11 protein-coding genes are annotated in these 12,938 nt (G+C 72.0%); 4 read left to right on the top strand and 7 right to left on the bottom strand.

Annotated elements, in window-relative coordinates:
• Window positions 1–804: glycerophosphodiester phosphodiesterase (locus Sdi02f_RS28750; RefSeq protein WP_030405342.1), on the top strand; the 804-nt coding region annotated here is incomplete at its 5' end.
• Here the strand turns inward: Sdi02f_RS28750 and Sdi02f_RS28745 are convergent.
• The 6 genes from Sdi02f_RS28745 to Sdi02f_RS28720 all read right to left on the bottom strand — a co-directional run bounded on the left by Sdi02f_RS28745 (window position 788) and on the right by Sdi02f_RS28720 (window position 7,362).
• A complete protein-coding gene (locus tag Sdi02f_RS28745; RefSeq protein ID WP_108934263.1) occupies window positions 788–1,792 on the bottom strand; it encodes a formylglycine-generating enzyme family protein in 1,005 nt (334 codons plus the stop codon). The two genes, Sdi02f_RS28750 and Sdi02f_RS28745, sit on opposite strands and share 17 nt — an antisense overlap.
• Window positions 1,793–1,832: 40 nt before the next feature.
• On the bottom strand, window positions 1,833–3,311 hold the full coding sequence (locus Sdi02f_RS28740; protein WP_267889857.1) for a sulfatase family protein: 1,479 nt from the start codon (window positions 3,309–3,311) through the stop codon (window positions 1,833–1,835).
• 83 nt (window positions 3,312–3,394) lie between these two features.
• Entirely contained in the window at window positions 3,395–4,396 is a 1,002-nt protein-coding gene (locus Sdi02f_RS28735) for an aliphatic sulfonate ABC transporter substrate-binding protein (RefSeq protein ID WP_167458264.1), read from the bottom strand.
• A 20-nt stretch (window positions 4,397–4,416) separates the two neighbouring features.
• The gene (locus Sdi02f_RS28730; protein ID WP_108934261.1) at window positions 4,417–5,229 is read right to left on the bottom strand and encodes an ABC transporter ATP-binding protein; all 813 of its coding nucleotides are present in this window, start codon (window positions 5,227–5,229) and stop codon (window positions 4,417–4,419) included.
• Window positions 5,226–6,110: an ABC transporter permease gene (locus tag Sdi02f_RS28725; protein WP_030403200.1), complete on the bottom strand. Its 885-nt coding sequence runs from the start codon at window positions 6,108–6,110 to the stop codon at window positions 5,226–5,228. Before Sdi02f_RS28725 ends, Sdi02f_RS28730 begins: the two co-directional genes overlap by 4 nt.
• A complete protein-coding gene (locus tag Sdi02f_RS28720; protein WP_030403201.1) occupies window positions 6,097–7,362 on the bottom strand; it encodes an ROK family transcriptional regulator in 1,266 nt (421 codons plus the stop codon). Before Sdi02f_RS28720 ends, Sdi02f_RS28725 begins: the two co-directional genes overlap by 14 nt.
• 236 nt (window positions 7,363–7,598) lie before the next feature.
• Between Sdi02f_RS28720 and Sdi02f_RS28715 the strand changes: the two genes are divergently transcribed.
• The 3 genes from Sdi02f_RS28715 to Sdi02f_RS28705 all read left to right on the top strand — a co-directional run bounded on the left by Sdi02f_RS28715 (window position 7,599) and on the right by Sdi02f_RS28705 (window position 11,903).
• A complete protein-coding gene (locus Sdi02f_RS28715) occupies window positions 7,599–8,936 on the top strand; it encodes a family 43 glycosylhydrolase (protein ID WP_108934260.1) in 1,338 nt (445 codons plus the stop codon).
• 142 nt (window positions 8,937–9,078) lie between these two features.
• Window positions 9,079–11,235, top strand: a complete 2,157-nt coding sequence (locus tag Sdi02f_RS28710) for a SpoIIE family protein phosphatase (RefSeq protein WP_108934281.1) — start codon at window positions 9,079–9,081, stop codon at window positions 11,233–11,235.
• Window positions 11,232–11,903: a CBS domain-containing protein gene (locus Sdi02f_RS28705; RefSeq protein WP_030403204.1), complete on the top strand. Its 672-nt coding sequence runs from the start codon at window positions 11,232–11,234 to the stop codon at window positions 11,901–11,903. Before Sdi02f_RS28710 ends, Sdi02f_RS28705 begins: the two co-directional genes overlap by 4 nt.
• Window positions 11,904–11,912: 9 nt before the next feature.
• Here Sdi02f_RS28705 and Sdi02f_RS28700 read toward each other — a convergent pair whose 3' ends face one another.
• Window positions 11,913–12,872 (bottom strand): LysR family transcriptional regulator, encoded by a 960-nt coding sequence (locus Sdi02f_RS28700; protein WP_108934259.1) that lies wholly within the window; start codon window positions 12,870–12,872, stop codon window positions 11,913–11,915.
• Window positions 12,873–12,938 lie beyond the last annotated feature (66 nt).

The raw sequence follows: 12,938 nt of genomic DNA, 5'->3' as shown, positions 1-12,938 counted from the left end.
CTGGTGCTGGCGGTGTCGCCGACGGCCGCGCACGCCGCGACCGGCCCCGACGTCATCGCCCACCGCGGCTCCTCCGGCATGGCACCCGAGAACACCGCCGCCGCCATCGACCTCGCCGTCCGCCAACACGCCGACCACGTCGAAATCGACGTCCAACGCACCAAAGACGGCACACTCGTCAACTTCCACGACTGCACCCTGCAACGCACCACCAACGTCGAAGACCTCTACCCCAACCGCCCCACCTACCGCGTCTCCGACTTCACCTGGAACGAACTCAGCCGCCTCGACGCCGGAACCTGGTTCCACGACGACTACACCGGCGAACCCCTCATCACCCTCGACACCGTCATCCAACACCTCCAGCACACCCCCACCGGACTCCTCGCCGAAATCAGCCCCTGCAGCCAATACGGCACCACCCTCGCCACCGACCTCGCCCACACCCTCAAAAACAAACCCCACTACGTCCGCACCGCCCTCGCCCGCAACAAACTCGCCGTCCAGTCCTTCCAGACCGACGACGCCCACACCTTCCACACCGCACAACCCGACATCCCCATCGGCATCCTCGACGCCGACCGCCCCACCGACACCGAACTCCTCCAACTCAGCCAATGGGCCGACCAGATCAACCCCCAGCACACCATCACCGACCAAACCCTCGTCGACCGCATCCACCAACTCGGCATGACCGTCAACGTCTGGACCGTCGACGAACCCGGCGCCATCCGCACCATGACACGACTCGGCGTCGACGGCATCATCACCGACTACCCCCAAACCCTCACTCAACGGCCCTGAGCCCGGCGCCGTCCCCGTCGTTGGCACAGCGGAAGCCGAGGTTGCCGGACGAGGAGTCGGGGGTGTTGGACGAGCGGGCGGCGACCCGGTAGCGGTTGCAGTAGGAGTCGTGGCACAGGTACGAGCCGCCACGCAGGACGCGCGCCGTACCGGATGCGGGGCCGTGCGGGTCGGCGGCCGGGGACTCGGCGTAGTACGACGGCGAGAACCAGTCGGCACACCACTCCCACACGTTCCCGGCGGTGTTCCACAGGCCGTGGCCGTTGGGGCGGTAGGACTTGACCGGCGCGGTGGTCAGGTGGCCGTCCTCGGCGGTGTTGACGTGGGGGAAGCGGCCCTGCCAGATGTTGCAGCGCCACCGGCCGCCCGGGGTCAGTTCGTCGCCCCAGGCGTAGCGGCGGCCGGCCAGCCCTCCGCGGGCGGCGTACTCCCATTCGGCCTCGGTCGGCAGGCGTTTGCCGGCCCACCGGGCGTAGGCGGCGGCGTCGTTCCAGGAGACGTGGACGACCGGGTGGTTCTGCCGTCCGGAGACGTCGGAGCGGGCGCCCTCGGGGCGGCGCCAGTGGGCGCCCCGGACGTTGATCCACCAGGGGGCGCCGGCCGCGTTGCCGAGGACGTCGGCGTCGGGCGCGGCGACGACCAGGTGGAAGACCGCCGAGGAGCCGAAGCGTTCGGCGTCCGTCACGTGTCCCGTCGCCTTGACGAACGCGGCGAACTGGGCGTTGGTGACGGCGGTCTCGTCGATGTGGAAGGGCCGCAGGCGCACCGTGTGCACGGGTGTCTCCCCGTCGGCCGGGTACCCCTCCCCGAAGGCGTCCCCCATCGCGAACACGCCGCCGGGCAGGCGTACTTGCCCCCGGGTGGAGCGCGGCCGGGATGCGGGCGCCGGTGCCGGTGCCGGTGCCGGTGCCGGTGCCGGCGGGAACGTGCCGGCCGGGGCGGCGGGTGCCGTGGCGGGGGCGCAGCACGGGCGGTGGGCGCGGGTCATGGGTCCTCTCGCATCGGGCCTCGGACGGGACGGGTCGGTGTCACGTCTGGTAGGTGGACTCGTCGAGCCCGCTCAGGGTCGGGTCGTGTCCCACCTCGCCGACGTCGTACATCGAGGTCATCCAGTGGTAGAAGTTGTCGCCGCGCTCGCGCAGCACGTCGTACAGCCGGCGCATCATGCGGCCGCGCACCTCCGCCTGCTCGGGGTGGGCGTAGACGTTCTGCAGTTCGTCCGGGTCGGTGTGCAGGTCGTACAGTTCGTTGACCGAGTCGGGGTTGACGACGAGTTTGTACCGGTCCTCGCGCAGCATGCGCTGCGGGTAGGGGAAGTGGTGGCCGTGGAACTCGCAGACGATGTCCTCGTCCCACTCCACCGTCTCGCCCCGGACCAGGGGCAGCAGGCTGCGGGAGTCGACGGCGGGTTCCGGGTCCAGGCCGGCCAGTTCGAGGATGGTGGCGGTGCAGTCGAGGAGGCTGACGAACTCGTCGCGCACCTGCCCGCCGGGGGCGCCGGGGACGCGCAGCAGGCCGGGGGTGCGGTAGATGTCCTCGTACATCGCGGGGCCCTTGTCGTGCAGCCGGTGCGAGCCGGTGAACTCCCCGTGGTCGCAGGTGAAGAACACCGCCGTGTCGTCGGTGAGACCGAGCCGCTCCATGGCCTGCGTGACCCGTGCGATCTGCCGGTCGATGAGGGCGACGTAGCCCCAGTAGACCGCGATGAGCTTGCGGGTGGTCTCGATGGGCATGGTGTCGAAGGTCCAGTGCGCGCTGTAGTTGCGCTGGACCGGGGGTTTGCCCTCGAAGGTCTCGGACACCGACCGCGGCAGTGGTACGTCGGCCGGGTCGACCAGGTCGAAGTACTCGTCGGGCAGGATGTACGGCAGGTGCGGTCCGAAGAAGTGCAGGGCCAGGAAGAAGGGCCGCTCGCGCTCGTGGACGTCGGCGGCGTACCGCTCCAGCTGCTCGATGGCGCGGGTGGCCAGGTAGTGCTCGAAGGTGGCCTCGACCGGCTGGTGCAGCCGGGCGGCGAGCAGGTTGCCGGGGCCGCCGTTGGGCAGGGTGCCGCGAATCCGGTCGCTGATCTCGTACGGGGGCAGTCCGCGCTCGGCCAGGTAGGCGAGGTAGTCCGGGTGGTCGACGGGGTTGTGCCATCCGGGCAGGTGGGGGCCGTCGAAGCCGTAGTCGGCCGCGGTGCGCAGGTTGCCGGTGTGCCACTTGCCGAACAGGCCGCAGTTGTAGCCGTGTTCGCGCAGGGCGCGGGAGAAGGCGAACTGGTCCTCGGCCAGGTCCTCGAGGTAGCCGACGTTGCGTTCGTGGTTGGCGAGGAGCTTGTGACGGAAGGGCGCCTGGCCGGTCAGGAGGCTGGCGCGGGCCGGGGTGCAGATGGCGGTGGGGGTGTACCAGCGGTCGAAGCGGGTTCCCGTGGCGGCCAGTTCGTCGAGAGCCGGGGTGTGTGCCAGGGGGTTGCCGTAGGCGCCGAGGGTGTCGGTGCGGTGCTGGTCGGTCATCAGGAAGAGGATGTTCTTCCTGGACGCTCCGGACCGGGCGTCGGGACGGCCGCCGGACTGGGCACCGGGCTCGGCACCGGGCTGGTTCGCTCGCGTCACTTGCCCGCTCCCGTGAAGAGGTCACCGGTGTAGTAGGTCTTCGGGTCGGCGGGCTTCTTCAGCTTGCCGGCCTCGACGAAGTAGTCGTTCATGCCCTTCAGCCACTTGACGACCGTGCCGTCCTCGGTCAGCTTGTCGAGTTCGTCGACGCCGAGCACCTTGTTGTTCGCGGCGTCCGCCTTCACCTGGTCGACGGGGAGCTTCAGCTTGGCGGCGGTGAGTTCGATCGCCTCCTCGGTGTGCTCGGAGCGGAACGCCATGGCCTCGCGCAGCACGGCGAGGACCTTCTTGGTCTTCTCCGGCTGGTCGGCCACCACCTTGTTGCCCGCGACGAACGCGGTGGGGAAGGAGACGTCCTGCTCGAAGTCGGCGTTCTTGGCGAGTTCGACGAGGCCGGGGACCTGCTTCTTGATCGTCGCCGCGGCCGGGTACCAGAAGCCGGCGCCGTCGACCTGCCGGGAGGAGAAGGCGGAGACGATGGTGGAGGGGTCCATGGGGACGGCCTTCACGTCCTCCTTGGTCATTCCGGCCTTGCGCAGCGCGAGGGTAAGGATCATGTCGCCGGAGGTGCCTTCGGGCACGGCGACGGTCTTGCCCCTGAGCTGCTGCATCGAGGTGATGCCCGGCTGGGCCAGCACCCGGTCGGAGTTGCCGAGGGTGTTGATGGCGACGACCTTGGCCTGGCCGGAGGCGGGGAGCCACATGGCGCCGGGGCCTATGTAGCCGAAGTCGAGGTTGTCCGTGCCCAGGGCCTGGATCTGGAGCGGCCCGTTGGTGAAGACCTTGGCGTCCGCCGACAGACCGTGCTTCTTCCACAGTCCCTTGGACTCGGCGACGGCGATCAGGCTGGCGCCGTTGAAGTCGTTGATGTATCCGAAGCGGACCTTGTCCGAGGACCCGCCGGAGGACGATCCGCCGCCGCACGCGGCGAGCAGCGCCAGGGCGGCCGCGCCGGCGAGGGCGCTGGTGAGGCTTCTGCGGGTGAGGACGGGTGACATGGCGGTGGGTCCCTTCCGGGTCATGACGGGGAGGAGTGGGAACCGGAAAGGGCGGCGGTGCGGCCTTCCTGGTGGTAGACGGAGTGCCAGACGCGATTGCGCAGCGCGGCGAACTCGGGGCTGAGCCGGAAGGCCTCGTCGCGCCGGAAGGCGGGGTCGACCTCGACGACGTCGTAGACGCGTCCGGGGCGGGCGGCCATCACGACGACCCGGTTGGCCAGGAACACGGCCTCGTCGACGTCGTGGGTGATGAACAGGACGGTGCGCCGGTCCTGGCTCCAGGTCTTCAGGAGCTGCTCCTGGAGCTTGACCCGGGTGAGCGCGTCGAGGGCGCCGAAGGGTTCGTCCATCAGCAGGATCGAGGGATCGACGGCGTAGGCGCGGGCGATGGCGCAGCGCTGGCGCATGCCTCCGGAGAGGGTCTTGGGCAGTGCGTCGGCGAAGCGTTCCAGGCCGACCAGTTCGATGAAGTGCTCGGCCCTGGCCCGGCGTTCGCGCTTGGGCACGCCGGTGGTCCGGAGCCCGAACTCGACGTTCTGACGTACGGTCAGCCAGGGGAAGAGGGCGTACTGCTGGAAGATGACGCCGCGTTCGGGCCCGGGGCCCGAGACGGGGGCGCCGTCCACCAGGGCGCGGCCGGCCGTGGGTGTCTCCAGTCCGGCGAGGATGTTCATCAGGGTGCTCTTGCCGCAGCCCGAGGGGCCGACGACGGTGACGAACTCGTGGTGGGCGATGTCGAGGCTGACGTCGTCGAGGGCGGTGAAGGTCTGCCGGCCCAGCGAGAAGGTCTTGGTGACGTGCTGGACGGATATCTTGGCGGGGGTGCTGGTCATCGGCGTTCCTGCCATCGGGTGAGCCTGCGTTCGGCGAGGAGGAGGACGCGGTCCATGAGGAGACCGAGGATTCCGATCGAGATGAGCCCGACGAAGATGGTCGGGAGGTCGTAGTAGAGCTGGGCGTTCTGCATGCGGTAGCCGAGGCCCTCCTGGGCGGCGATCAGTTCCGCGGCGACCAGCGTGGCCCAGGCGGAGCCGAGACCGACCCGCATGCCGACGAGGATGAAGGGCGTGGAGGCCGGCACCACCACGCGGGCGAAGATCGTGGCGTCGCCCGCGCCGAGGACCCGGGCGGCGTTGATCAGGGTGCGGTCGACGTTCACCACGCCCTGGAAGGTGGAGATCACACAGGCCAGGAACGCGGCGAGGAAGATGACGAAGATCTTCGGCGTCTCGTCGATGCCCATGGCGACCACGGCCAGCGGAATGATCGCCAGTGGCGGGATGGTGCGGAAGAACTGGATCCAGGGTTCGATCAGTCCGCGCAGGATGCCGTACCAGCCCATCAGGAAGCCCACCGGTACGGCCACGGCCGTGCCGAGGGCGAAGCCGACGAGGACCCGGGTCAGGCTGGCCAGGGCGTCGTCGGCGAGCGTCCCGTCGCCGATCAGGGTGCCGGCCCGGGACACGACCTCGGGCGGTGTCGGCAGCTTGAACCCGGCGGAGGCGAGTGCCCACCACAGGGCGATGCCGAGCGCGACGGAGACGGCGTTGAGCGCGAGCGGCAGCCCGCGCCGTCCCGAACGCCCGTGTTCGGGGGCGGACTTGTCGGCGCCCGCCGTGGAGTCCGCCGCCGCGGTGTCCCCCGCGTCGGTGTCGGGCGAGGCCCCGGGCCGCGGTTGCCGCCGGCCGGCGCTCCGCTTGTCAAGGACGGACATGGGCGGCTCCTTCGGGGGCGGGGTCGGATGCATCGGAACGGCCCTTCACGTCGGCGGTTTCGGGATACCTCGCCAGGAGGGGTGAGCTGTGGAAGACCGCGGCGAGGGCACCGAGGGCGCCGTCGTCGTCGGAGAGCCGGGCCGCGGCGACGACGGGACCGGCCGACGCGGTCGGGAAGATCTCGGCGGCCAGGGTGGCGGCGACCTGTTCCACGAGGACCGGCGCCAGGCGGGTGATCTCGCCGCCGACGACCACCTTCGCCGGGTTCAGCATCATGGTCGCGGCGCCGACCACCCGCCCCAGCGCCCCCGCGGCCTCCCGCAGGACCCGGTCCACCACGGGGTGGGCCCGGCGCACGGCCTCGGCGAGGTCGTCGAGGTTCTCCAGGCGCAGGCCGAACTCCCAGCAGGCGGCGAGGATCCCGGGCACGGAGGCCACGGTCTCCAGACAGCCCCGCTTGCCGCACCGGCACGGCCGGCCCGCCGGTTCGACGGTCACGTGTCCCAGCTCGCCGGCCAGCCCCGAGGAGCCGGTCACCAGCTGGCCGCCGACGACGAGCCCGCCGCCGACACCGTCCGAGAGCCGTACGTACACCAGGTCGGCGACGCTGTCGGCGCCGCTGATCGCCTCGGCCAGGGCGGCCAGTCGGGTGTTGTTGTCGACGATCACCGGTGCGTCGAAGCGCTCGGCGAAAGCCACGTCGACGCCTTCGGGGGCCGGGCGGAGCACGGTGGTGCCCGCCGTCGCGCGGGGCCAGGCCGCGCCCTCCGGTGCCGGGTAGGGGCCGGGTACGCCGATGCCGATGCCCTGCAGCGCCCCGTAGTGGACGCCCGCCTCGCCGCTCAGCCGGTCGACGAGTTCCAGGGCCAGTTCGGTCCGGGTCTGCCAGGTCGCGGTGTCCTCGTAGCGGACGGAGCCCGAGACCATGATCTCGTGCGAGGCGTCCGCGACGACGACGTGCACCCGCCGGTGACCGAAGTCGACGCCCATGAACTGCGCGGACGCCGGGTCCAGCGCCAGCCGTTCGGCCGGCCGCCCGCTGCCCTCGCGCCGGGAGGCGTCGGTGTCCACGACCACGATGGCGCCCCGTTGCAGGAGGTTGCCGGTGATCTCGGACAGGGTGGTGCGCGACAGGCCCACGACCCGGGCGATCTCGCCGCGGCTCATGGCGCCGTTCTCCTGCAGCGCACGCATCACGCGCTCCTCGTGGGTCCGCCGGACCAGTGCGTGCACTCCGCTGGGCATCTGCATGCCGGTCAACGTAGAGAGGCGCGATTATTCCGTCAACACTCCGACGGAAAGATGCAATGGAGCGTTCACAATGCCTGGTGGAGCCGTCTGCCGGTGGGCGTCTCGGAGTGGATTATTCGTCCGGCCCGTTGACGTAAATGCGCGGGCGTTCGCATGCTGTGCGGCATGCCCCCGTCGTGCGGCTCGCGTGCCGCCCCTCGCTTCCCGGACGGGGACGACGAAGGAGAACCCGACTGATGACCGATGCCGAGTACGGCCTTCACCGACGCTCCCTGCTGGCCGGCGCCGCCGGTGTGGGGGCGGCGTTCGCCCTCCCCGCGAGCGCCGCGCAGGCGGCTCCCCCGGCGGCCGGGGCGTCCCGCCGCACCCCGGGAAACTGGCCCGATCCCGAGACCTACGGCGTCGCGGACACCCGGGTGGACCTGTGGCCGCGCGAGGACAACTCGTTCGTCCTCCCGCTGGAACTGCGCCCCCGTGACGAGGAGCGCGGCGCGGTGTGGATGCGCGACACCTACGTCAACTGCTTCGTCGTCGACGGCCGCCCGCTGTACGTCGCCACCGGCACCACCCGGGTGCCCGGCCTCGACGTCGCCGCCCCCTGGAACGACGGCATCTTCGTGTGGCTGGCCCCCTCCCTCAAGGGCCCGTGGCGGCTGGCCGACACCACCGGCATCCGGCCCGGGGCGGAGCGGGGCAAGGTCTGGTCGCCCGAGTTCGTGGGCGAGAACCGGCCCGGCCGCACGGTCGTCGCGCCCTGGCAGGAGTACTGGCACGACGAGCGGTTCGGCAAGCGCGGCCAGGCCTGGGCGCCGGAGCTGCACTACTTCCGCGGCACCTGGTACATCGTGGCGTGCATGGGCGACCACTCCCGCAAGGTCGGCTCGTTCATGCTGGTGAGCGAGGGCGGGGTCGAGGGCCCCTACCGGCTGGTCGAGGGGAACCTGGACAAGCCCTTCGGCGACTCGTTCATCGGGGGGCCCGCGTTCATCGAGCCCGGCGCCTACCACCACATCGACGGCGGCCTGTTCACCGAGGGCGACGACGCGTGGCTCGTGCTGCACAACGACCTGTACGCGAGGTTCCGGGACGACATGGAGGACATCGTCACCACCACGGACCTGCCCAGGTTCCGCCAGACCCCGTACTCCCCCGAGCCGTACCTGGAGGGCGCGTACGTGTTCAAGTACCGGGGCAAGTACCACCTCGTGCACTCCGTGTGGGACCGGACCTCCGTCAACGCCGACGGCACCGTCCGCCAGGCCTACGACGTGGCCGCCACCGGCCGGGTGCAGTACCAGTACGACGCGGTCGTCGCCGTGGCCGACCGGTTCGAGGGGCCGTACGCCAAGCGCTACACCGCGGGGGTCGGCGCCGGGCACAACAACTTCTTCGTCGATCACCGGGGCGACCCCTGGTCGACGTACTTCCTCAACCCCGCCGCCGGCTACTGGTCCCACGCCTCCCGCGTCGCCGAGGCCGCGGTGCCCGGTGTCGTACGGCTGGAGTGGACGGGTCCGTCGGACGGACGGCTGTACGTGAAGCGCAGGTCCGGGGGGCACGGCGGGCGGGACTGAACGGCACCGTCGACCGTCCCGTCCCGCCCGCCGGGGCTTCGCATGCCGTGGCGACGGGACGGGCGTAGTGTCCAGATATGGGTGAGGTTCGGGGTGGCCGGCGTCGGACGGCCCTGCCCGCGTGGACACGGGCGGCCGGCTGATGGATTCGGCGATGGCCGCGGTGGTACGGGCGAGCGGTGCGTACGGCGGGATCGTGTACGCACTGCCGCCGGGCGAGGACGCCATGTGGCAGGTACTGGTCATGGGCGTCCCGCAGGAGATGGCCGCTCCCTGGCGGCGGGTCGGCCTGAAGGATCCGATGCCCGTCGCCGACGCGGTCCGCGAGCGGCGCCTGGTGTGGGCCGGCGGCCGGGAGGAGATGGCACGCCAGTATCCGCGGGTGGCGCTCGTCCTGCCGTACGAGTTCGGGCTGGCTGCCGCGCCGCTGGCCTCGGGGCCGGTCGTCCGGGGCGGGCTGATCCTGCTGTGGGCGGGCGACCACCCGGCCCGGCTCACCCGTGGTGAGCAGGACGCCGTCCGGGCGGGCTGCGGGCGCCTGTTCGACAGTCTGGAGCGGGCCCTGGAGCGCGGCGAGCCGCTGCCGCCGGACCGTCCCCGTACCCTGCCTCCGCCCGCTCCCCGCCCGCCCTCGCACGCCGACGCGGCCGCGCTGTCCGCGTTCGTGGACCGCCTGCCCGGCGGTTCGTGCGCGCTGGGCCTGGACGGACGCCTCGTCCTCGTCACCCCGGGGGCGGCCGAACTCCTCGGTGTCGACCGGTCCCTGCTGGTGGGCGCGCTGCCGTGGGAGGCGCTGCCCTGGATGGACGTGCCGCACGTGGAGGACCGCTACCGGGCGGCGCTGGTCAGCCGCAGACCGCAGGCCTTCACGGTGCTGCGCCCGCCGGACACGTGGCTGACCTTCGAGCTGTACCCGGACGCCACCGGGCTGAGCGTCCGCATCCTCCCCGGCAGCCAGGACACGGACGCGTTCCCGGCCCGGTCGGTGGCGGCCTCGGGGCCCAGCCGGGCCACGGTGCTGTACCACCTGATGCACCTGGCCTCGACCCTGACCGAGGCCGTCAGCGTGCCGGACGTGGTCGAGCAGACCGCCGACCAGCTGATGCCCGCGCTGGGTGCGCAGGGCATGGTGGTGATGGTCCCCGAGGACGGCCACCTGAAGATCGTCGGGCAGCGCGGTTACCGGCCGGAGCTCCTCGAGCACTTCGACGGCATGCCCCTGTCCTCGGCCGTTCCCGGCGCCGACGTGATGGCCACGGGGGTTCCCGGGTTCTGGCCGACGTACGGGGAACTGCGCGAGGCCTACCCGGCCATGCCGCACGAGGACGGGATGGCCGCCTGGGCCGTACTGCCGCTGATCGCCTCGGGCCGCCCCATCGGGTCCCTCCTCCTCTCCTACCGGCGGCCCCACGTCTTCCCGCCGGGGGAACGGGCCGCCCTCACGTCGCTGGCGGGACTGGTGGGGCAGGCACTGGACCGCGCCCGGCTCTACGACGCCAAGCACCACCTCGCCCACCGGCTGCAGTCCGCGCTGCTGCCCCACACGCTCCCCCGGGTGTCCGGTCTGGACGTCGCCGCCTGCTACCTCCCGGCCGCCCGGGGGCTGGGCATCGGCGGCGACTTCTACGACGTGATCCGGCTGGACGAGCACACGGCCGCCGTCGCGATCGGCGACGTGCAGGGCCACAACGTGGACGCGGCGGCCCTGATGGGGCAGGTCCGCACCGCCGTGCACGCGCACGCGACCGTGGGCGCGCCCCCCGGTGACGTCCTGGCCCGCACCAACCGCCTGCTCACCGATCTGGATCCGGGGCTGTTCACCAGTTGCGCCTACGTCCACCTCGACCTCGCCAGCCATCGCGCCTGCGTGGCACTCGCCGGGCACCCCCCTCCGCTGCTGCGCCACCTCGACGGGCGCGTCGAGCCGCTGCCGGTACCGCCCGGACTCCTGCTCGGCATCGAGCCGGACACCGTGTACCCGTCGCTGGAGTTCCCGCTGCCGCCCGGCAGTGTGCTCGCCCTCTACACCGACGGGCTGGTCGAAGCGCCCGGAGTCGACCTGGACGACGCGATCGCGGCTCTCGCCGGGCTCCTGGAGCACGGCGACCCGGGCGACCTCGACGCCATGGCCGACACCGTCGTCCGGCACGCGCCCGCCCCGGGCGACGACATCGCGCTGCTCCTGGTCGCTCCTCGCGGGGCCGCAGGGCACTCCCGGGACCGATCGATCGTTTTCAGGGACAAGAAGGACGAACGCCGGTCCGCGCGGACCGGCAGTGGAGGGGAAGACGCTCGATGAAACACCAGAGGGTGCGCGATTTGATGAGCGACGCCGTGGTGCGCGTGCAGCGCGGCACACCGTTCAAGGAGATCGCCCACCTGCTGCTGGAGTACGACATCACGGCCGTGCCGGTCGTCGACGGGGAGAACCGTCCCGTGGGGGTGGTGTCGGAGGCGGACCTGCTGCAGAAGATGTGGGGCGGGGAGCCCGACGGCTCCCCCGAGCACGCCGCGTGGTCCCGCGCCTCGGCCGGCAAGGCCGACGCCACGGACGCGGCCGGGCTGATGACCTCGCCCGCGGTGTGCGCCCGCGAGAGCTGGAGCGTCGTGGACGCCGCCCGGGTCATGGCGCGGCACCGCATCAAACGGCTGCTGGTCGTCGACGACGAGGGGCGGCTGGCCGGGGTCGTCAGCAGGAGCGACCTGCTGCGGGTCTTCCTGCGCACGGACCGCGCGATCCGCACCGAGATCATCGAGGAGGCCCTGGTGAAGGCGCTGGGCCTGGCGCCCTCGTCGGTGCAGGTGGACGTGACGCACGGCCATGTCGTCCTCAGCGGGCGGCTCCCGGACCATGTGTCCGCCCCGCTCCTCGAGGAGCACTGCCGCAGCGTGGACGGCGTCGTGGCCGTGGAGTTCAGACCGGCGGGCGAGTCCGGCGCCGAGGGGGCCGCGGCCGTCGGCTCCTGATCCCGGGGATCAGACCCCGGCCGGTCCCGGGGCGGCGTCGTCCCCCTGAGCGCGGGAGGGCTCCGGCGCGGCCAGGGCCTCGATCTCCGGGTGGTCGCGCAGCGCGCCGACGACCGCGTTCACCGCGGCGCGCCGCGGGGCGCCGCGCCGGACCACGACGGCGACGTTGCGGTGCACGGGCGGGTCCAGCCGCCGGGTGACGACGGCGTGGTCGGCCGTGACGGCGAGGGCGGGCAGCAGGGCGACCGACCCGGCCGTCTCGACGTGTCGCAGCAGCATGAGGTAGTTGCTGAACCGGCAGGCCACCCGGGGTTCGAACCCGGCCTCGCGGCACAGCCGTACGGTCAGGTCCGCCATGTACGACTGGGGCCGGTCGCAGGCCCAGGTCTCCTCCTTGCACGCCGCGAGGTCCACCGCGCCGCGGGAGGACAGCGGATGACCGTGCGGCAGCACCAGCAGGACGGGGTCGCTGCCCAGCGACATGACCTCCAGGTCGGCGCCCCGGGGCAGGCCGGTGTAGTCGGCGGTGGTGACGATGACGTCCGCGTCGCCCGAGCGCAGGGCGGGACCGCTCTCGTGCGGCTCCATCTCGACGAGTTCCAGGCGCAGGTGCGGGTGGGTGGTGGCCAGGCGGTTGGCCGCGGGGACGGCGAGGCTGTAGATCGCGCTCTGGAACACGCCGAGCCGGACGGTGCCGATGGGTTCGTCGTTCAGGGCGCGCAGTTCGGCCTCGACGTCGGCCATCCGGTCGAGGATCTCGCGGCCCCGGCGGGCGAGCAGCAGCCCGGCCGGGGTCAGCCGCACCCGCCGTCCCGTCCGCTCGATCAGCCGGCACCGGGTCTCGGTCTCGAGCACCGCCAGTTGCTGGGAGACCGTCGAGGCGCTCAGGTGCAGCGTGTCGGCGACCGCGCGGACGGTGCCGAGGGTGTCGAGCTGGCTGAGCAGGTGGAGCCGTCCGGAGTTGAGCACGCGGCGATGGTACGACGACGGGGCCGGGGCGGCCTGTACGGTTGTGCCGTACAGCAGTGTCGGATC

This window comes from Streptomyces ardesiacus (assembly GCF_003112575.1).
In the GTDB taxonomy this organism is placed as follows: Bacteria; Actinomycetota; Actinomycetes; order Streptomycetales; family Streptomycetaceae; genus Streptomyces; species Streptomyces ardesiacus.
Note: the sequence above shows the minus strand (reverse complement) of the source record. Positions and strands in the feature narration are given on the sequence as shown.